The sequence below is a fragment of the Microvirga aerophila genome, assembly GCF_003332305.1.
GTDB classification, from domain to species: domain Bacteria; phylum Pseudomonadota; class Alphaproteobacteria; order Rhizobiales; family Beijerinckiaceae; genus Microvirga; species Microvirga aerophila.
This window is the reverse complement of sequence record NZ_QOIO01000002.1, coordinates 188121-208088: the sequence shown is the minus strand read 5'-3', so window position 1 is coordinate 208088 and position 19968 is coordinate 188121. Positions and strand designations below refer to the sequence as shown.

Here is a 19968-nt window from a genome sequence, read left to right as displayed (position 1 = left end):
ACCCAAAGCTTCCCTAAGGCACTTTATAACACACTTGTGGCCGATGCGCTAATGCATTAGTGTATGAGTTGTCGGTACGGAAAGCCGGCCTTGATCACTCCAGCCCCCGCCAAGAGGGGCACACATTGAGGAAACGCCATGAAGAAGCAGATGAGGCGCGTGTGCGCCGGCGTCGCGGCTGCGGTTGGCCTGCTCGCTCTTGCGAATACGGCCTCGGCTCAGCAGAAGTCCGAGATCTCCATCACCCGCCAGCCCGGCATCCTTTACTTGCCGACCCATGTCATCGAAAAGCAGAAGCTCATTGAGAAGCATGCGGCTCAGCTGGGCCTTGCCAATGTCACGACCAAATGGGTGACCTTCAGCGGGGGCGGGGCCCAGACCGATGCGCTCCTGTCGGGCGGCGTCGACATGGTGAATACCGGTGTCGGCAATCTGCTCCTGCTCTGGGACCGCACGAAGGGCGGTGTGAAGGGCATTGTGGCGACGTCTGCCCAACCCCTGGCGTTCGTGACACACGATCCCAAGATCAAGTCCCTCAAGGACATCGGCTCCGGCGACAAGATCGCGGTGCCGACCGTGAAGGTATCGACGCAGGCCATCCTTTTGCAGATGGCGAGCCGCCAGCTCTTCGGCGAGGACCAGTGGTCCAAGCTCGACGCGAATACGGTCCAGCTCGGGCACCCCGATGCGCTTGTGGCCATGACGAACCCGCAGCACGAGGTGAAGAACCACTTCGCGGCGCCGCCCTTCCAATACATCGAGATGAAGACCGTGCCGAACGCGCGGATCATCCTGCAATCGCCCGACATCATCGGTGGGCCGCTCACACAAGGGCAGTTCTTCACCACGACGAAGTTCGCCGAGGCCAATCCAAAGGTGATCGAGGCCGTCCGCGCCGCCTCGAAGGAGGCTCAGGACTTCATCCGGTCCGACACCAAGGCGGCAGTAGACATCTACAAGGAGATCACTGGAGACAAGACAAGTCCTGAAGATCTCCTCGAATGGCTGAAGCAGCCGGGCATGATGGAGTGGAACCTGGAGCCTCAGGGCACCATGAAGTTCGCCGAGCATCTCTTCAAGATCGGCACGCTCAAGACCCAGCCCAAGTCCTGGAAGGACTTCTACCTGCCGATCGCGCACGATCTCAACGGCAACTGAGAATGCTGGTGCGCTTCGTCGGATGAGCGGAGCGCACCATTCCCTATCCCTTTTCAGGAATGCATTTGATGACCGCTCTTCTCGACGTCAGTGGCGTGACACTGCGCTATAAGACGCCCAGCGTTCTGGTGACCGCGACCGAACGGGTCAGCTTTGGGGTCGATCGATCGGACCGCTTCGTCCTGCTCGGGCCTTCAGGCTGCGGCAAGTCCACGCTCCTCAAAGCTGTAGGCGGCTACCTGCACCCGAGCGAAGGCAAGATCCGCATCAAGGGACGCGAGGTGACCGAGCCCGGTGCGGACCGCATGATGGTTTTTCAGGAGTTCGACCAGCTTCTGCCCTGGAAGACCGTTCTTGAGAACGTCATGTTCCCCTTGCTGGTCGCCCGCAGGCTGCCCCGCAAGGAGGCTGAGGACAGAGCGAAGGCCTATATCGAGAAGGTCAATCTCACCCGGGCCATCAACTCCTATCCGCACACGCTCTCCGGCGGCATGAAACAGCGCGTCGCGATTGCTCGCGGCATGGCGATGGAGCCGGACATCCTGCTCATGGACGAGCCTTTCGCGGCGCTTGACGCCCTGACTCGCCGCACCTGCCAGGACGAACTTCTTCAACTTTGGGAAGACACGAAGTTCACCGTGCTCTTCGTTACGCACTCGATTGCGGAAGCCATCAAGATCGGCAACCGCATCCTTCTCCTGTCGCCCCATCCAGGCCGCGTGAAGGCCGAGGTGAGCGACGTTGATCGCGTGTCGCCGACGGACGGCAGCGCGGGCCAGCTCGAGAAGCACATCCACGACCTTCTCTTCGCCGAAGAAGAAACTGCACATTAGGGATGATGCCCATGAGCAATGCACAGATCGTGATGCGTGCCGACACGGGACCGACGCAGGCGCATACGGGCGAGGTCGAGCGCAAGCTCAGCACCCTGGAACTCGCTTGGGGCAACGGCTTCGTCAGGAAGACCGCCATCATCATTCTTCTCGGCCTCATCTGGGAAGCCTACGGCCGGTATCTCGATAATCCGCTTCTCTTTCCGACGCTCCTCGATACCCTGTCGACCATGCGCGACCGGATCGCGGACGGCACGATCCCGCTCCGGGCCTGGGCGTCGATCAAGGTTCTGCTGATGGGGTATGCGTCCGGCGTCACCATCGCGTCGGTACTGACGGTGCTGGCCATCAACACCCGCATCGGGACGGACTTTCTCGAGACCATGACGGCCATGTTCAACCCGTTGCCGGCCATCGCGCTGCTGCCGCTGGCGCTGATCTGGTTCGGGCTCGGCAACGGCAGCCTTGTGTTCGTCCTCATTCATTCGGTTCTCTGGGCGGTGGCTCTCAACACCCATTCGGGCTTTCTCGGGGTATCGCAGACTCTGCGGATGGTGGGGCGCAACTACGGTCTGAAAGGCCTTTCCTATGTATTCAGGATTCTTGTTCCGGCAGCGTTCCCGTCGATCCTGACCGGCTTGAAGATCGGCTGGGCTTTCGCTTGGCGCACACTGATCGCGGCCGAGCTCGTCTTCGGCGTGTCGTCGGGGCAGGGCGGTTTGGGCTGGTTCATCTTCGAGAACCGCAACCTGCTCGACATCCCGGCCGTGTTCGCTGGTCTTCTCACCGTCATCACCATCGGCCTCGTGGTCGAGAACCTGATCTTCAGGACGATTGAGCGCAAGACCATCCGTAAATGGGGTCTCCAGAGCTGAGTGTGTGCTCAGCTTTTGAAACTATCTTTGAATTTCACTAGGTACTTGCACCATGACAACCAAGAAGTCGCCCGAGTCGCTCCGGAGCGCGCGCTGGTTCGCACCTGACGATCTGAGAGGGTTCGGCCACCGTTCCCGCATGATGCAGATGGGCTATGCTCCTGAAGATTGGGCCGGACGTCCCATCATCGCCATCCTCAACACGTGGTCGGATATCAATCCCTGTCACGCCCACTTTAAGCAGCGCGTCGACGACGTGAAGCGCGGCGTTCTCCAGGCGGGGGGCTTCCCGGTGGAGCTTCCCGGGATTTCCCTCGCGGAGCAATACGTCAAGCCGACCACCATGCTCTACCGCAACCTGCTCGCCATGGACGTGGAGGAGTTGCTGCGCTCCCATCCGGTGGACGGCGTCGTCCTCATGGGCGGCTGCGACAAGACCACGCCGGCGCTGCTCCTGGGCGCCACGAGCGCCGGATTGCCGACCATCTATCTGCCAGCCGGGCCGATGCTGCGCGGCAACTGGAAGGGCAAGATCCTCGGCTCTGGCTCCGATGCCTGGAAATATTGGGACGAGCGCCGCGCCGGCACGATCACCGATGCGGACTGGCTCAACATGGAAGCAGGCATTGCCCGCAGCTACGGCACCTGCATGACCATGGGCACCGCCAGCACCATGACGGCCATAGCAGAGGCTATCGGCATGACCCTGCCCGGGGCCTCGTCCGTCCCGGCGCCCGACGCCAACCACATCCGCATGAGCACGGAATGCGGACGGCGCATTGTCGAGATGGTGTGGGAGGACCTGACGCCCGGCAAGATCCAAACCCGCGAGGCGTTCCTGAACGGCATCGCGGTCGCCATGGCCATGGGCTGCTCCACCAACGCCATCATCCATCTCATCGCGCAAGGCCGCCGCGCCGGTCAGGAGATCGGCCTCGAGGAGTTCGAGGAAGCGAGCCGCAAGGTGCCAGTCATCGCCAATGTCCGCCCGAGCGGCGACACCTATCTGATGGAAGACTTCTTCTATGCGGGCGGCCTGCCGGCATTGATGACCCGCATCAAGGACCACCTGCATCTCGACGCCCTCACGGTGACGGGCAGGACTCTGGGCGAAAACATCGCCTTGGCAGAGGTCTACAATGACGACGTCATTCGCACCGTGGACAACCCGATCTATGCGGAAGGCGCGCTGGCGGTGCTGAAGGGCAACCTCGCGCCGGATGGCTGCGTGATCAAGCCGAGCGCCTGCGATCCCAAGTTCCTGCGCCACACCGGCCCAGCCCTGGTATTCGACGAATATCCGTCGATGAAGGCGGCCGTTGAGGACGAGAACCTGGATGTGACAGCCGAGCACGTGCTGATCCTGCGCAATGCCGGTCCGCAGGGCGGTCCCGGCATGCCGGAATGGGGCATGCTGCCCATCCCGCGGAAGCTGGTGAAGCAAGGCGTGCGCGACATGGTGCGCCTTTCGGATGCACGCATGAGCGGCACGAGCTACGGCGCGTGCATTCTGCACGTCTCGCCAGAGGCCTATATCGGTGGACCGCTGGCGCTGGTGCAAACCGGCGACCTGATTTCCCTCGACGTGGCGGCCCGTACCATCAATCTCGAAGTCTCGGCCGAGGAGATGGAGCGGCGCAAGGCTGCCTGGGTGGCGCCGGAGCCACGGTTCGAACGCGGCTACGGCTGGATGTTCACCCGCCACATCCGCCAAGCCCACGAGGGCTGCGACTTCGACTTCCTGGAAACAAGCTTCGGTGCGCCCGCGGGCGAGCCTGCCATTTACTGACCCTCGGAGACAATCATGAGCACCCTGAGCCCGGAAATCCGCGAGAAGCTCAAGACCGTCAGCACCGCGACCCTGTGCACCGCTCTGTACAAGCGCGGCCTGCGCAACCAGTTCATTCAGGACGTTCACCCGCTCAATTCCAATCTCGGCAACATGGTGGGCGAGGCCTTCACACTTCGGTACATTCCGGCCCGGGAGGACCTGAACCCGATCAGCGTGTTCCAGAACCGCGAACACCCGCAGCGCAAGGCTGTGGAGGAATGCCCGCCCGGCGCTGTCATGGTGATCGACAGCCGCAAGGATGCCCGCGCGGCGTCGGCCGGCGGCATTCTGGTGTCGCGCCTGATGAAGCGTGGGGTCGCCGGAGTCGTGACGGATGGCGGTTTTCGGGACTCGCCAGAAATCGCGCTCCTCGATATCCCGGCCTACCACAACCGCCCCTCGGCTCCGACCAACCTCACGCACCACCAAGCTCTCGATATCAATGTGCCGATCGGCTGCGGCGACGTTCCTGTATGGCCGGGCGATGTGGTGGTCGGCGACGGCGAGGGCGTGGTCGTAATCCCGGCGCACCTCGCGGACGAGATCGCCGCTGAGGCGGTCGAGATGACAGCGTTCGAGGATTTCGTCCAGGAGGAGGTGCTGAAGGGACGTTCGATCCTCGGCCTCTATCCTCCGACCGATCCGCAGACGCCCACCGATTTTGCGGCCTGGCGTGCGGCGAACAATCGCTGATCGAAGGTCCCAAGGCATAGCATCAGGAGCGGACGGGCATGACGTCAGTCGTCAAGGTCTTCTACAACAGTCTCGGCACGCCTGAGATCTATGACCTCATGCAGCGGGTGAAGCCGCCCGGCCTCGAACTAGTGCTGCTGGAAAAGGACGATGACGACGAGCGGGTCGCCAAGGTCAGGGACTGCGAAGCCATCATTGCGGCGGCGACGCGGCTGACCAGAAGGACCATCGAGGCTGCTGATCGTCTGCGCTTCGTTCAGCACCAGGGGGCCGGCTATCACGACACCGTCGACGTGGAGGCACTGATCGAACGCCGCATCAGGCTTGCGGTCAGCACCGCCGGAACCATTGGAGTCGCCGAACACGCGGTGATGCTGGCCCTTGCGGCGGCGCGGCGATTGACCTTCGCCGATCCAGAACTTAGGCGCGGCCACTGGCACGCCAACAGCCTGCGGCCGGTTTCTGTCGAACTTGCCGGCAAGACAATCGGATATGTCGGCATGGGCCGGATCGGTCAGGCCGCTGCCGAGCGCTTCAGCGGGTTTAGAACCAAGGGGCTCTATTCCGATCCTTACGTCCAGCTTCCGCCGCAGCGGGAGGCTGAGCTGAACCTTCAGCCCGCCTCCCTCGACCGCATCCTGGAAGAGGCCGACGTGGTCACCCTCCATCTGCCCTTAACCGAGGAAACCCGTAACCTGATCAGCGTTGATGAACTGGCCCGCATGAAGCCGAATTCCATCCTTATCAACACCGCGAGGGGAGGAATTGTAAACGAAATGGCCCTCGTCGAGGCCTTGAAAGCGGGCCGTCCGGGCGCTGCCGGTATTGACGTATTCGAAACCGAGCCGCTCCCAGCTGATCATCCGCTCAGCACGCTGCCCAACACGGTCCTTACGCCCCATATCGCAGCCGGGACATGGGACTCCTTTGTTGGAAAGATGGAGTCCGTGCTCACCAATATCGCAGCCTTCTTCGATGGTGGACAGCTCCAGAATGAAATTCTGCTTACTTCCCCGAGAGAAGCTAGCTTTGTCCGCTGATCAAGCCGGAGCTGAATCCGAGACTACCGCGCCATACCCTGTGGCGCCTCAGCGCCGGTTGCCGAAGGGCCAGGTTCGGCCGCTGACAGGGACGCTTTTTGAAGCGACGATGTGCCAGATGTAAGCACTGTCTGAACAAGACGCTGGCTCGCAAGAGCCTCTTCTCCAGAGACGAGTGGCTGCCTATCCTCCGTAATGGCATCGATGAAGTCTACTATCACGGCGCGGTGCGCATCATGGGGAAAGTCCATGATGCTGGCGCCGCTGCCGGTCTTGCCTTCTGCTTCCACTGTCTCTTCCCGGCCATCCAGGAAGGACATGCGCAGCGCTCCGCCGATGAGGGATGCGAACCCTTTCGTGCCGATGATTTCGATCCGTTCAGGGTATCCAGGGTAGGCCGCCGTCGTGGTCATCAATGTGCCTGGTGCTCCATTGCCGAGCCGCAGAAGCGCCGCCACGTAGTCCTCCGTCTCCATGCGATGGAGGTCGGTCGTGCGGACGTCGGCCGCGATCACCCCTGAGACACCCACGAGAGAGCGGAAAAGATCGAGGGAGTGGATGGCTTGGGTGAGGAGAACCCCGCCGCCATCGCGGGCCAGCGTCCCGCGGCCAGGCTCGTCATAATAGCTCTGCGGTCGCCACCACGGGACTGAGAGAAAAGCAGCCTGAACGGTCCCAAGCTCGTCGGACGTGAGGGCCTGCCGGAGCCGCAGGCTCGCTGGTCTGAAGCGGTGTTGGAGAACGACGCCGAACCGCCGTCCTGATGTCCTTGCGGCTTCAACCAGACGCTCCGCCCGCTCAAGTGTGAGCTCGAGCGGCTTCTCGACAAGAACATGCTTGCCGGCAGAGAGACATCGCTGCGACACCTCGAGATGGCTGCTCGGCGGCGTAAGAACCAGGACAGCTTCGACGGCTGGATCGTCGATGGCGGCCTCGATGTCGGTCGTTGTGCGAAAGGGGAACTGCTGTGCGTACGCATCCGCACGCTCGGAGGAGCGGCTCGCGGCCCAGCAAACCTCGACGCGATCGGAGAGATCGAGAAGGCTTCTCGAATGAGGCTGAGATGCCGGTCCCAAGCCGATGATGGCCACACCGATTTTTTTCATCGAACGGATGCTTCTCCGATTGGGGGTCTAAAATCCTTTGGCAGCCGGGTGGCGGCCGCCTGGGCCTCCAGAGCGAGACGGCACACGGTGAAGACATGAGATTGGGCCATTGCAATCTCGGTCCGGTCTCGGACGTCGCTCAGAAAGTTCCGGAAATAGGTGAGGGGTTCGCGACTTCCGTCGATGTGGCGCGTGCCGGTGCGGTCGACGAGGAAGAGATGGTCGGCGCCAGACCTTCCGTCGAGATCCACATATTTGCGCAGCTCTATCGTACCCTGCGTTCCCAGGATGAAGAGCCGTCCGTCCCCCCAGGTGGGCAGGCCGTCAGCCGTGAACCAATCGACGCGGATGTAGCCGTTCCCTTGAGGGCTCCGGATCAAAATTTCCCCGAAATCCTCGAAGTCCTTTAGATCTTCCGGGCCAAAACGGCCAATGCTCGATGCTATGATCTCGGCATCGCTCGATCCGGTGAAGTGCAAAAATTGATCGATTTGATGGGACGCAATATCCACCAGAATGCCGCCATAGTGTTCGCCGCTGAAGAACCACGGCGGACGGAGGCCACGGTTGAGCCGATGTGGTCCCATGCCCATCGTTTGAATCACACGACCAATGGCTCCGTCGGAGATGAGCTTTTCGGCCACGATGGTCGATGGAACGACGAAGCGCTCTGAAAAGCATATCGAAAAAATGCGGCTTGTGTCACGGACCGCCTGCTGAACGGCTGCCAATTGCTCGAAGGACGTCACGCCCGGCTTGTCGATCATCACGTCCTTGCCATGCGACATGGCATCAACCGCAATGCCCGCTCGATCACAGGGGATTGCCGCCGACAGGATGATGTCGATGGACCTGTCCTCCAACAGAGAACGTCTCTCCACGGGGGCGAGGAGGGGAAAACGCTCCTGAAATCCTTGGAGAACCCGTGCATCGCTTGTGTTCGGGTCATAGCCGGCGCAAGTTGCGCCGGCCTCAAGCAACCCACCGACCATATGGTAGATGTGCCGGTGGTCGAGACCAATGACGGCAAAGCGCATTCTACTTTGCTTTATTTCCGATTTCCTGGTCCCAGCGCCTGAAGGCTGCCACCAGTCTTTCCGGCGAAAGGGGCACCTCCGTCGGGAGCTTGGCGATCAGGTCGTCATAGGTGGCTCGGCCGAAATCTTTGAGGACATTGCGGTTTTCTTCCGGCGCCATCGCCAAGGTCACGCCTTTGATGGCCGGGCCTGGATAGAAATAACCCTTGTCATAAGTGAATGCCTGCTGCTCCGGCTTGAGCATGAACGACATGAGAGCGAGGAGCACGCTGATCTTCTCGTCAGAAACGCCTTTCGGGATGCACATGAACTGCGTATCCGGAATCCATCGGGTGCCCTCCAGGGCGAAGACTTCGGCCTCCTTCGGGACAATCCCGAGAGCCCTTGGGTTAATGTCCCAGCCACAGGTCGTCACGATCATGTCGCGCGTGCCTTCGCCCAGTTCCTTCATGGTGGCCGCCGTTCCGGCCGGATAGTAATCGATCCCGGTTCCGAGTTCCTTGAGATAGCTCCAGGTCTTATCCCATCCATTCACGGGATCCTTCGGGTCCTTATCGCCGAGGATGTAGGGCATCCCCATCAGGAATGTCCAACCCGGTCCCGAATTAACAGGCCTGGCATAGGTAAAACGGTTTGGATTAGCCTTGACCCAGGCAAGGAGATCGGCGGCGGTTTTGGGCACTGTCTTCACGCGGTCCGGCATATATTCGAACAGTGGGCCGGAGGGCGAATAAACGACGGCCACTCCTTGATCCTGTCCGAAGTTCTTTTGCATCACGAGTGCCTGCTCGTGATAGACATCTTCAGGCTTTGGCAGGCTCCCTGCATAGGATTTCCAGACCTCGACCCAGAGATTCTGCTGGATCCCGTCGGACATGGCGCCCGGTCCCGTCAGCACCAAATCGATATCCACCCTATTGGCCTGCTGCTGGGCTTTAAGCTTGCCCGGCAATTCAGGCGAAGGAGCGCGGCTGAAGGTGAGCCGTGAGACGAGCTTCGGGTTTTCGCGCGCAAAGCGTTCGATTGCGGCCTGGGTCAATTGAAGGTTGCCCGCGACATCGATAATGTTGAGGGCAACGGGATTATCCGGGAGCTTGGCAGATTGAGCGAGTGCTCCGGATGCATACAGAACTGCCGTGCTGGACAGTCCATTCAACATTGTGCGGCGCGTTATCCTATAGGGCATCGTTCCTCCAAATGGAGCCTTCTTGGACCTTGCGAGACTCAAGTTCTCGCAAGCGCGAGGCTCTCTGCGGAGAGGCTAGTCTGCCGAAACCGCTAGGGATATGTCTTTTTCGTATTAGGTCGGACCCCGCTAGTGCGCCTGTCCGGGTTTGGCTGCTGTAGATCGCGAGAGAGTCAAGGGTCTTAGTCGCGAATGTCCGATCTCATGTACCTTCGGGACTTCGGAAAGCGAGTTCGACTCGGTGCTGACTCCGGGCGTCCGGCGGAAGCAGAATCATCGATGGTTTGTCGACAAGTTCTCCGGCAAACCCTTCCGGATCGGCATGACCTGTCCACGCTTCAAGCGACAGGAACGGTGCTCCCGGCTTAGTCCAGGCTGCAAGGTGCGGGAAATTCTGCAGGCGCATTTCGATCGCTGAGCCCGACGGCGCCACGAACTGCCATGACCGGCTGCGCGCATTCAGAAACACCAAGGCATCCTGGCGGAAGAGTTCTGGAGTGAGCGAGAGGCGATTCTCCATCAAGGGAATGCTTCGATGCTCGCTTCGCAAAAGGCCGCTTGGCGTGATGATCGGCACCTCCGCCTTCTCGTCCGCCTCGAACCGGAGATCGAAGTCCGTTTGCAGACCTGCATCGAATGGCCATGGGAACGCGGGATGAAACCCGAGCGCATAGGGCAGAATGTCAGATCCCGGATTGCTGACGGTAAACTCGAGCGACAGCGAACGAGGCTGCAGGACGACACTCAGATCCAACTGAAACGGAAGAGGGAATGAGGTCTCGGCTGTTTCCTGGTCAAGGCGAAAACGGGCGGAGTCTTCGCCCCGTTCCAAGCACCGGAACGGAGAGGTTCTGGCAAATCCGTGTCGGGGCATATCGTAGGTCTGGGACTTGATCCGCACCACACCACCGTTCACCTGCCCGACAACCGGAAACAGCACCGGGGCACGCCAGCCCCAGTGCTCTGGATCTCCGCTCCAGAGAAGATCACGGCCATCGACCCTCCAGACTATGGGCTGCCCGCCTGCAAGCGCAATGGCAGCCTCGCTGCTCCCAGCCGACAGTCGGACGACACTGCCGGTCTCGACATTTGATTGAGACATGGCAATCGCACCGTGATGACAGATGGGAGCAGGTTTTCTGGCCGGTTACTTCGGTCTCTTCGAGCCGATTTCCTCATCCCACCGCCGGAATGCAAGCACCATCTTGTCGGGCGTGAGGGGAAGTTCGATCGGGTTGTTGGCGATGAGATCAGCGTATTCAGGTCGGCCATATTCCCGAATGACGTCTTGGCTCTCCTTCGGGGCCATGGAGAGGGAAACGTTCTTAACCGCAGGCCCCGGATAGAGATAACCCTCGTCATAGGCGAAGGCTTGGCTCTCGGGCTTCAGCAGGTACCCCATGAGATCGAGGAGCACAGCCAGCTTATCGTCGGAAACGCCTTTGGGGACGACCATGAAGAAGGCGTCTGAGACCCAGTGGAAGCCTTTGAGGGTGGCAATCTTCGCCTCTTTCGGCACGATGCCCAGGGCGCGTGGGTTGATGTCCCAGCCGGTTGTCGTGACAATGATGTCCCGCGAGCCCTCGCCGAACTCCTTCATCGTCGCCGTTGTGCCTGACGGGTAATAATCGATATGCGGGTTGAGCTCAGCGAGGTAGGCCCAGGTCTTGTCCCAGCCGTTGACCGGATCCTTGGGATCCTTGTCGCCCAGGATGTAGGGCAGGCCCATCATGAACGTCCGACCGGGACCGGAATTGGCAGGGCGCGCATACATGAATCGCTTCGGGTTCGCCTTGGCCCAGGCGAGGAGCTCTTCCGCCGTGGTGGGAACAGTCTTGACGCGCTCCGGGGCGTACTCGAGCAGGGGGCCGGACGGATAATAGTTGATGACGACGCCGTAGCCCTGCCCCTGCGCTCGATGAAGGTTGAGCGCTGCGGGCTCATAGTTCTCCTCCAGACCGGCAAAGCGATCCCCGAAGGTCGGCAGGAGCTTCAGCCATAGGTTCTGCTCAAGGCCGGCCGCAAGCCCGTCGCTCCCGGTGAGGATCATGTCGATATCGATGCGTCCTGCATCCTGTTGCGCCTTGACCTTGCTGGCGAGTTCAGGAGCCGGGGCCTTGACGTAAGTGATGCGGGAGACGAGCTCCGGCTTGGCCTGGCGATACGCCTCGAAAGCCTTCTGCATCAAGGCCAGAGCGCCGCCGACATCGATGACGTTGATCGCCACGGGGGCCTTCGGAAGAGCGGGTGCCTGCGCGCGGGCGCCAGTCGCCTTGAGGGCCATAAGACCTGCGGCTCCGCCGAGCAGGCCGCGCCGGTTGATCTTCATGCCATAATCGTTCATCGCCTTTCTCCCTGGGATCGCAGCTCATGCGAGCTGTCTTGTTGAATGTATTGTCCGTTTCACCAGCCCTATGCGAACCTCGCGCGGGCGAAGGTCTTGCGACCAAGCGACTTCACCTTCATGGCTCTCGATCGAGAAGGCCTTGAAGGCCGGAAGCATGAGGTCGCGCGGGTTTTGAGAGGCCATTCGCACCGCCTGTTCCGGCGTCGCGAGATCCCAATTCACGAGGTTTCGCACCGCCGCATCGAGCGTCAGCGCTGACCCTGCGAGATAGCGGCTTCCAGGCAGGCGGACGCTGCCGTCGCTAGCATGCTCTACGAGCATATCGGCGAAGGGATAAAGGCCCGGTCCGGTTGCCGCCGCCGAGACGGCATCACTGACCAGAATGGAACGTTCAAGCCCCTTGACCCGAAGGATGACTTTAACGGCCTGTGAGGGCAGGTGAATGCCATCGGCGATGAGGCTGGCGCTCAAACCATCCTCTGCGAGTTGCCAAAACAGGGGATTGTCCACCTTGTGCAGCATCTGGGGCAATCCGTTGCCGAGATGTGTCGACAGGCGCGCGCCTGCCTGGGCGGCGCGCGCGACGGTTGCTGCATCGGCCGCGGAGTGCCCAATGGCCACCAGCCTTCCGGTGGATGCCATTGCGGAAATGAAATCGAGGCTGCCGGGCAGTTCCGGCGCAACGGTCACGAGCAGGATGGGCCGTAGAAGATCGCGCGTCAGCCGCTCGATCATGGCAATGTCCGGAGCCGTCATGGCGCTTGCCGGGTGGCAGCCCGCATAGCCCTCCGTCGAATTGAGGAATGGGCCTTCGAGGTGATAGCCCGGCACCATTAGCGGTCCGAGCCTGCTTCCGGCGACGGCCCGGTCGAGGCTGGCGAAGCGAGCGGCAAGCCTGTCGGCTGATGCTGTGATCAAAGTTGGCAGGCATGAGGTCACGCCGGTGGCGAGCATGGCCTCAAGGGCATGATCGAGTCGATCTGCATCGATCTCTTCCGAATTGAAGTCCACTCCGGCAAAGCCATTGACCTGAAGATCAAAGAGGCCGGCGCTGCGCATCTTGACCTCAGCTCCGGTTGGGCTGCGAGAGCAAAGACGCAGCTGGCGGGTCGAGATAGAGAATGCAGTTCTCGTGTGTTTGAAGCACGGAGGCAGGATAGTCCGGCGAGACCTTGCCCTCAACCGCCGCGCGAACGGCCGGAGCCTTCCGGGAATCGGGCACGCTGAGGATCACGCGCTTGCTCTTGAGAATCTGGCGGATGCTCATGGAAATCGCCCGTTCGGGAACGTCCTCCAATGACGGAAACCATCCTTCGCCCATCTGCTGACGGCGACAGGCGTCATCGAGAGTGACCACGATATAGGGCGCATCGACGTCGAAATCGGCAGGTGGATCATTGAAGGCCAGATGACAATTTTCGCCGATGCCGGCGAAGCAGACATCGACCTCACGCGAACCTAGGAGTGAATTGAGGCGCTTGATTTCCGCTTCGAGATCGGTCGTGTCGCCGTGAACCGGCACGAACTGACCAAGCCCCGGGACGCGAGATACAAAGCGATCCTGCAGATACTTACGGAAACTCGCCGGATGGGTCTCTGGCAGGCCAACATACTCGTCCAGATGAAAGGCCGTGACCCGAGACCAATCGAGATCCGGCTCGGCGACCAGCGCATCGAGCATCTCGAACTGACTGGCGCCTGTTGCGACAATGATCGTGCTCTCTCCCTTTGCCGCCAGGGCATCGCGAATCGTCTTGGCTCCCTCGGAGGCTGCCTGCCGTCCGAGTGAAGCTTTGTCAGGAAGAGTTTGTACGATCATCGCGAGCTAAACTTCTGAAGTGAATCGCTGATTTTCGGCTTCGATAGATCAGCGCATGTCTGCGTCGCGACAGTGAAACAGAAAAGCGCCCGTTCAGCAATCGTTGCCTCGCAGGCACTTAAGGCGACCCGTCACAAATATTTGCCACGAAGTTTCATATTTTGAGGCTCGGCTCTGGCTGTGACATGCCCGGTCTGGCCATACGAGCCATAGCCGACAGGACAGACCTGACTAAGACGCCCAGCCTGCTGCACACCACGTTGCCCTAGAGAACCGCTAAGCCGCTCCGGGCTTCAAAGATGCGCCGTGGCGGCCTGACCAGTACTTTCATGAGAGATCGATACGCGATGTGCATCACCGACAGATGATTGTAATGTCGGATCAGGTTTAATGGACAATAGGGCCATCAATGATGACCTGCGAGCACAAGCGGGAGCATCGCTCGATCCTGCCGTCGACCTTGTAAATGTCTCTCAGAAGCTGAGGCGTGATCACAGCCTCTGCAGGACCACATCCCACCATTGTTCCTGCATCGATCACCATAACGCGATCTGCCACCCGCAGGACTTGGTTGAGATCGTGGATCGCGAGCACCACGCAGATCTGCTGCTTTCGCGCCAGAGACTGGATCAGCGCCAGCACCTCCACCTGCCTGTGAAGGTCCAGCGCACTCGTTGGCTCATCCAGGAGCAGGATCTTTGGATCCCGCACAAGGGTTTGAGCCAAGGAGACGAGTTGCCTCTGGCCGCCGCTCAGCTCGGACAAGCCCTTGAACGCGATGCTCTCAATGCGTAGCGATGCAAGAATCTCGTCCACGGCTCTAAGGTCATCGTCGCTGACGCGTGGATCCGAGCCCCGCTTTCTCGCCAGTAGGATTGACTCGTAGACCGTAAGGACTGTGTTCACCGAGGTGTCCTGAGGCATGTAGCAGACGCCACAGGTCATAGGCCCATCTGCGGGGCTACCGATGACAATATCCCCTGGCCCGCTGAGAAGACCTGCGATTCTCCGGAACAGGCTCGATTTGCCCGCCGCATTCGGTCCGATCACGGCGGTCACTTCGCCACCTGTCAGCACAGGCGAAGTGATCCCTGAAAGAACCTGCTGCTTGCCATAGCGAACGCCGACGTCGTTGAGTTGCAGGGTCGCTACCATGCTCGTCTCCGGTTGGTCATGATGAGGCTGAAAAGGAACGGTACGCCGATCAACGCCGTGATGATCCCGATGGGGATGATGCTGCCGGGGATGAGAGACTTGCTGATCACGGAGGTCAGTGACAGCATCGCGGCGCCTGAAAGGGCCGACGCCGGCAGGAAGAAGCGCTGATCCTCGCCGATGAGCATTCGGGCGATATGGGGGCCAACCAGTCCGACAAAGCCGATCGTCCCAACGAAGGCCACCGGCACTGCGGCAAGGACGCTGACGATCAGCATCGTCTCAAGCCGCAGCCGACGGACGTTGACGCCGAAGCTCGCCGCCTTGTCCTCACCAAGGCGAAGCGCCGTCAGTGCCCAAGCTCTGCGGAAGAACAGGGGCAGCGCTACGACAACAACGAGCGTAGTGATCGCCAGCTTTGGCCAGGTCGCACGAGTCAGGCTGCCCATGGTCCAGAACACGACCGCTGCCAGCGCCTGCTCGGAGGCAAGGAACTGCACGAGGGCCAGCAGGGCGTTGAAGGTAAACACAAGGGTGATGCCGAGCAGGACGATGGTCTCAACCGTCACGCCGCGCTTTTGGCTCATCAGGTGGATGAACAAGGCGGCCGCCACAGCCATGATCAGAGCATTGATCGATACCACATATTCAATAGCAAAGGGCAGGAGGCCGACCCCGAACACAAGAGCGAGTGATGCGCCGAAGCTCGCGGCAGCCGAGATGCCGAGCGTGAACGGGCTTGCGAGAGGGTTGTTGAGGATCGTTTGCATCTGTGCGCCCGCCGCCGAGAGCGCTGCGCCGACCACGACCGCCATCAGGGCCACCGGCATTCGGATGTCCCAGATCACGACGCCGACCTGATGCGACACGTCCGATGACCCGGCGAGCGCAAGCACGACCTCTCGCATGCTGTAGCGAGCTGGCCCGAGACCAAGATCAGCAATAATTGAAAGAACCAGGACGATTGCGAGCGCCAGCAGCACAAGCTTCTTGCGCTGCACGAGGGCGCGGTAGGCACCGCGCCCTGTTTGGGCCGCAACGGGTGTTGCGTGGGCCAAAAGGCTAGTCCTTGTCAGCGAGAGAGACCCAGTAGCCAGGCTTGTAGGCTACCGGCAGGAAGCGCTCGTAGAGAGTGCGCATGGTCTGGTCCGGATCGAGGTCGGCGAACAGCTCCGGATGCAGCCACTTTGCCATCTGCTGAATGGCGATGAACTGGTAGGGGCTGTTGTAGAACTGGTGCCAGATAGCGTGGACCTGCTTGCGTTGCACGGCTTTTACGCCCGTATAGGCGGGGCGCTTCATCAGCGCCTCAAGCTTGTTCCGAGCCATGGCTGCGTCGGCGCCGGAGCCGACGCCGACCCACGCTCCGCCAGGAACATAAAGCTCCCAGTTCGATCCGGTGGCGATTACGTGGTCCGGGTTGGCGGCAATGATCTGCTCAGGGTTCACGACGCCAAAGGTGCCAGGAATGATCTTGCCGGCAAGATTGATGCCCCCGGCAATCTCGACCATCTTGCCGAAATTCTCGTTTCCGAAGGACATACAGCAGTCATCGGTATAGCCCGCGGCACGCTCCATCATCACGAGCGGCTTGGCAGGATTGGCCTTGGCCAGGCGCTCGGTGACACGCTGGATCTGCTCCTTGCGGAATGCAATGAACTCTTCTGCCCGAGCCTCCTTGTCAAACAGCTTGCCGATGAGCCGCATGCTCGGCTCAGTATTTTCAAAAGGCTTGTCGCGGAAGTCCACGAAGACGACCGGGATGCCGACCTTGGCAAGTTTCTCGGTAAGCTTTGCGTCATCCGTCGCAGTCTTCGCCTCGACATTCATGATCATCACGTCGGGAGCGAGCGCGACGGCTTGCTCGATGTCGAACGTGCCTTCCTTCGAGCCGCCGAACTTTGGAAGCTTTGCGATCTGGGGATACTTGGCGAGATAGTCTCTGTATCCGTCAAGATCCGCCTTCTCGAAGTCGTCCCGCCAGCCGACGACGCGCTTGAAGGGATCTTCGCTGTCGAGAGCTGCTACGAAATAAACCTGGCGTCCCTCGCCGAGGATCACCTTGTTGACCGGAGATTTGACTTCGACCTGCCGACCAGTGACGTCGGTGACGATTACCTTTTTATCGGTCGCCTTGGATGGGGCAGGCACAAGTGAGACGAGCGCCAGGGCCGCACAGAGGGCCAGTTTGGGAAACTGCATGGTGTGCCTCGTATGAGAAGGAAAGCGGCTCCTCGTAGGGCGGCGTCAGTAGTATTACAAGCGTTATCTTTTAGAATTACTAAAATGAATGCTGTCATAAACACTGTTTAGAATGATTCAATTCTATATTTTAGAATACTTACAATTTGACGCTTGCTACGAACGACGTTAAATCGCCCCTCAATTCTGGAATGAACGAGCGTGCCTGATGACGTCAAACTACACCCTTCGTGACGAGATCCGAGACTACTGGTCAGCACGCGCGGCGACCTTCGACGAGCAGGTTGGACACGAGATCTTCTCGGAGGCGGAGAGGGAGGCGTGGCGCGAGCTTTTCCTACGTCATCTCGGATCCGGCAACGGCCGCCAAGCGCTCGACCTCGCAAGTGGGACAGGGGTGATCTCGCACCTGCTCGATGGGCTTGGCTTCCAGGTTACTGGCCTCGACTGGTCAGAGGCCATGCTGGCCCGCGCACGGGCAAAGGCGGAAGCGCGAGGGGCGCGGATTCGTTTCGTCATAGGCGACGCGGAGCGCACGTTGGAGAAGCCGGAGAGCTACGACGTCATCGCGACGCGACATCTGGTCTGGACCCTGGTAGATCCGATCGTTGCCTTCAAAGATTGGCATTCCTTGCTCAAGCCGGGGGGCAAGGTTCTCATCGTTGATGGCGACTTCGTCTCGGAGACGCTGGTGAAACGCATGATCCGCGCGTTCGAGCGGCTTACCGGGAGAGCGTCCTCGACCTCTCATACTCCCGACGCCATGCGCGAGACTCATGAGCGGATTCTGCAGCGGGTCCATTTTTCCAGAGGGGCACGAGCAGGCGAGGTCGTGAGCTTGTTACGTCAGGCTGGCTTTGCTGAAACGTCCGTGGACTATAACCTGAAACGAATCCATCGCGAGCAGGCCAGGCATATGCCTCTGCTTAAGGGTGTGGAGCGTGCAACCCAGCACCGCTACGCTGTCGTAGCGACCAAACGTTAACGGCTCACGGCCCTATTGTCGGGAACAAGCCAGACGCCAGGAGTCCTAGTGTGCGGACGTTGCGCAGCACCACTCTATGTAACCCTGTGACCTACATCCGGCCTAAGACGGAAAACGAAGGTCCTTTCAAGAACTAATGATCCAGAAAGGAGCGGTTCCGGTCGTCGGTGTACAAACCGTACGATGGAGTCTCAATCCTGTTTGCAAGATAGAGGATGCTGGCGACGGGGCCCGTTTGGGTCTGGGGCAGGATTTGGCGGGTGACGAAAGGGAACACGCTGCGGATCGTTGCATCGATGCTGCGGCTGAACCTGTCCGCAAAGGTTGGTGACGTGATGATGTTCATGATCACCTGACCTCCCGGTGCCACCGCCTGCCGGACTGCTGCAAACGCCTCGTGAGTGATCAGGTCCGGCGGAAGGCTGATCCGGTTGGTAAATGCATCCAGCACCACGACATCATAGGTCTGGGCGTTGCGGCGCAGAAAGGCGCGGGCCGATTCAGGTATGAAGCTCTTGTTTGGGGTCAAGGGCTGGCGCAGAAAATGCTCTTCGCTCACATCCCGCAGGGCAGGGTCGATATCGACATAGGTGTAGGAATGTGACCTATCCTCCAGGCCGACTGTGAACCCACCAGCCCCGATCACGAGGATGTGGTTGGGCCGACCTGAGTCGAGCTTTGTGAGGACTTCCTTCTCGATGAACTTTATGTAGGCAAAGCGGTGCTCAGGGTCGGCCGCTATTTTAGAGGAGGGGCTGTTGTTGATGACCAGCAGCCGGCTGTCCTCGACTGGATTAGCCACAACCCTAACCTCGCTGTAGAGATTGTTGCTGACGATGCCATATGCACGAACCGCCGCAGGGCTATTGATAGCAACGATATAAATCCCAAGTGCGCTGGCGGTGAGGACCACCCTGATCCGATTCTCCATCGACCAGCCGATGAGCGCCGCCAGCAGCACCAGAAGTCCGAGAGTCAAAGCCACTGTGATGTGGACGCCCAAGAAGGTCATGAACACAAGAGTCGACACGACTGAGCCCAGGAAGGACCCAAGGGTAGACACGAAAAGCATCAATCCGGTGGAGCGCGGCAGACTTGCGCCAGTGGAGCAAAAAGCCACCAAGGGAATGGTCTGCCCCAGGAGATAGACGGGATAGACCAGGAATAGAGACGTATGAGCCGCAGCCTGGATCAGGCGATGTGTGAGCCCAATGCCATCGAGCAGCTGGAAAAGGGCAGCCAGAAAAGGATGGGATAGTCCCAGGCTGAGAATGAAGGACGCAATCAACAGATTTTGGGTGAGCTGACGGCGCACCCCTGTCTCATCGCCGGGGGTGAAGTTGGCCCGACCCCCAGCCTCGTAACCGAGAGCAAGAGGGAGAAGAACTGCAGCGATCACAATGGCGACCACGTCGGTCGCGTTGCCGACGTAGGGAGTAAGCTGACGAATGGCGAGGAGTTCTACCGCCAGGACAGCATAGCCCTCAATGGCAATCGCACCGAGCAACAACCGGGAGGAGGATATATGCGTCCACATGCCTTTGGCCCAGGAAGATGTGCGGTAGTGCGTCGGCTGTGAATGTAGATCCAATTCCTCGGAAGATGTACGCGCGAAGTTCCAGCCCACCAAGCGCCGCGCCCACAGGTTGAATTGAACCAAAGCCTGCGTCCATTGAGACGCAGGCCTTTGGATAGAATGTT

General features: G+C 60.2%; 18 protein-coding genes. 7 read left to right on the top strand and 11 right to left on the bottom strand.

The window, feature by feature from the left end:
* Positions 1 to 150 precede the first annotated feature (150 nt).
* From DRB19_RS02245 to DRB19_RS02220, 6 genes are all read left to right on the top strand, one after another.
* Complete coding sequence (locus tag DRB19_RS02245) at positions 151 to 1158, top strand: ABC transporter substrate-binding protein (RefSeq protein ID WP_162815560.1); 1008 nt, start codon at positions 151 to 153, stop codon at positions 1156 to 1158.
* A 68-nt stretch (positions 1159 to 1226) separates the two neighbouring features.
* The gene (locus DRB19_RS02240) at positions 1227 to 1991 is read left to right on the top strand and encodes an ABC transporter ATP-binding protein (protein WP_114184437.1); all 765 of its coding nucleotides are present in this window, start codon (positions 1227 to 1229) and stop codon (positions 1989 to 1991) included.
* A gap of 11 nt (positions 1992 to 2002) precedes the next feature.
* On the top strand, positions 2003 to 2866 hold the full coding sequence (locus DRB19_RS02235) for an ABC transporter permease (protein WP_114184436.1): 864 nt from the start codon (positions 2003 to 2005) through the stop codon (positions 2864 to 2866).
* Positions 2867 to 2918: 52 nt separating this feature from the next.
* The gene (gene araD / locus DRB19_RS02230) at positions 2919 to 4655 is read left to right on the top strand and encodes an L-arabinonate dehydratase (RefSeq protein ID WP_114184394.1); all 1737 of its coding nucleotides are present in this window, start codon (positions 2919 to 2921) and stop codon (positions 4653 to 4655) included.
* A gap of 15 nt (positions 4656 to 4670) precedes the next feature.
* Positions 4671 to 5390 (top strand): ribonuclease activity regulator RraA, encoded by a 720-nt coding sequence (locus DRB19_RS02225; protein WP_174799907.1) that lies wholly within the window; start codon positions 4671 to 4673, stop codon positions 5388 to 5390.
* Between the two features lie 38 nt (positions 5391 to 5428).
* Positions 5429 to 6430 (top strand): 2-hydroxyacid dehydrogenase, encoded by a 1002-nt coding sequence (locus tag DRB19_RS02220; RefSeq protein ID WP_114184393.1) that lies wholly within the window; start codon positions 5429 to 5431, stop codon positions 6428 to 6430.
* A gap of 23 nt (positions 6431 to 6453) precedes the next feature.
* Here DRB19_RS02220 and DRB19_RS02215 read toward each other — a convergent pair whose 3' ends face one another.
* The 10 genes from DRB19_RS02215 to DRB19_RS02170 form a co-directional block, all read right to left on the bottom strand.
* Positions 6454 to 7536 carry a Gfo/Idh/MocA family protein gene (locus DRB19_RS02215; RefSeq protein WP_114184392.1) on the bottom strand — a complete coding sequence of 361 codons (1083 nt, stop codon included), beginning with the start codon at positions 7534 to 7536 and terminating at the stop codon, positions 6454 to 6456.
* Positions 7533 to 8573: a Gfo/Idh/MocA family protein gene (locus DRB19_RS02210; protein ID WP_114184391.1), complete on the bottom strand. Its 1041-nt coding sequence runs from the start codon at positions 8571 to 8573 to the stop codon at positions 7533 to 7535. Before DRB19_RS02210 ends, DRB19_RS02215 begins: the two co-directional genes overlap by 4 nt.
* Before the next feature lies 1 nt (position 8574).
* The gene (locus tag DRB19_RS02205) at positions 8575 to 9759 is read right to left on the bottom strand and encodes an extracellular solute-binding protein (RefSeq protein ID WP_114184390.1); all 1185 of its coding nucleotides are present in this window, start codon (positions 9757 to 9759) and stop codon (positions 8575 to 8577) included.
* A 202-nt stretch (positions 9760 to 9961) separates the two neighbouring features.
* Complete coding sequence (locus DRB19_RS02200; protein WP_114184389.1) at positions 9962 to 10861, bottom strand: aldose epimerase family protein; 900 nt, start codon at positions 10859 to 10861, stop codon at positions 9962 to 9964.
* A 45-nt stretch (positions 10862 to 10906) separates the two neighbouring features.
* Positions 10907 to 12088, bottom strand: coding sequence for an extracellular solute-binding protein (locus DRB19_RS02195; RefSeq protein WP_114184434.1), 1182 nt, complete (start codon positions 12086 to 12088; stop codon positions 10907 to 10909).
* A 39-nt stretch (positions 12089 to 12127) separates the two neighbouring features.
* Positions 12128 to 13165 carry an N-acetylglucosamine-6-phosphate deacetylase gene (locus DRB19_RS02190; protein WP_114184388.1) on the bottom strand — a complete coding sequence of 346 codons (1038 nt, stop codon included), beginning with the start codon at positions 13163 to 13165 and terminating at the stop codon, positions 12128 to 12130.
* Positions 13166 to 13172: 7 nt separating this feature from the next.
* On the bottom strand, positions 13173 to 13925 hold the full coding sequence (locus DRB19_RS02185; protein WP_114184387.1) for a glucosamine-6-phosphate deaminase: 753 nt from the start codon (positions 13923 to 13925) through the stop codon (positions 13173 to 13175).
* A gap of 387 nt (positions 13926 to 14312) precedes the next feature.
* Complete coding sequence (locus DRB19_RS02180) at positions 14313 to 15080, bottom strand: ABC transporter ATP-binding protein (protein WP_114184386.1); 768 nt, start codon at positions 15078 to 15080, stop codon at positions 14313 to 14315.
* Positions 15074 to 16138 carry a FecCD family ABC transporter permease gene (locus tag DRB19_RS02175; protein ID WP_114184385.1) on the bottom strand — a complete coding sequence of 355 codons (1065 nt, stop codon included), beginning with the start codon at positions 16136 to 16138 and terminating at the stop codon, positions 15074 to 15076. The genes DRB19_RS02180 and DRB19_RS02175 overlap by 7 nt, the downstream gene beginning before the upstream one ends.
* A gap of 4 nt (positions 16139 to 16142) precedes the next feature.
* Entirely contained in the window at positions 16143 to 17282 is a 1140-nt protein-coding gene (locus tag DRB19_RS02170) for an ABC transporter substrate-binding protein (protein ID WP_114184384.1), read from the bottom strand.
* 208 nt (positions 17283 to 17490) lie between these two features.
* Here DRB19_RS02170 and DRB19_RS02165 point away from each other — a divergent pair, with 208 nt between their 5' ends.
* Entirely contained in the window at positions 17491 to 18267 is a 777-nt protein-coding gene (locus DRB19_RS02165; protein ID WP_114184383.1) for a class I SAM-dependent methyltransferase, read from the top strand.
* A 133-nt stretch (positions 18268 to 18400) separates the two neighbouring features.
* On the opposite strand, the gene DRB19_RS02160 is transcribed toward DRB19_RS02165, so the two are convergent.
* Positions 18401 to 19804 carry a fused MFS/spermidine synthase gene (locus DRB19_RS02160; RefSeq protein WP_147021657.1) on the bottom strand — a complete coding sequence of 468 codons (1404 nt, stop codon included), beginning with the start codon at positions 19802 to 19804 and terminating at the stop codon, positions 18401 to 18403.
* Between the last annotated feature and the right edge of the window lie 164 nt (positions 19805 to 19968).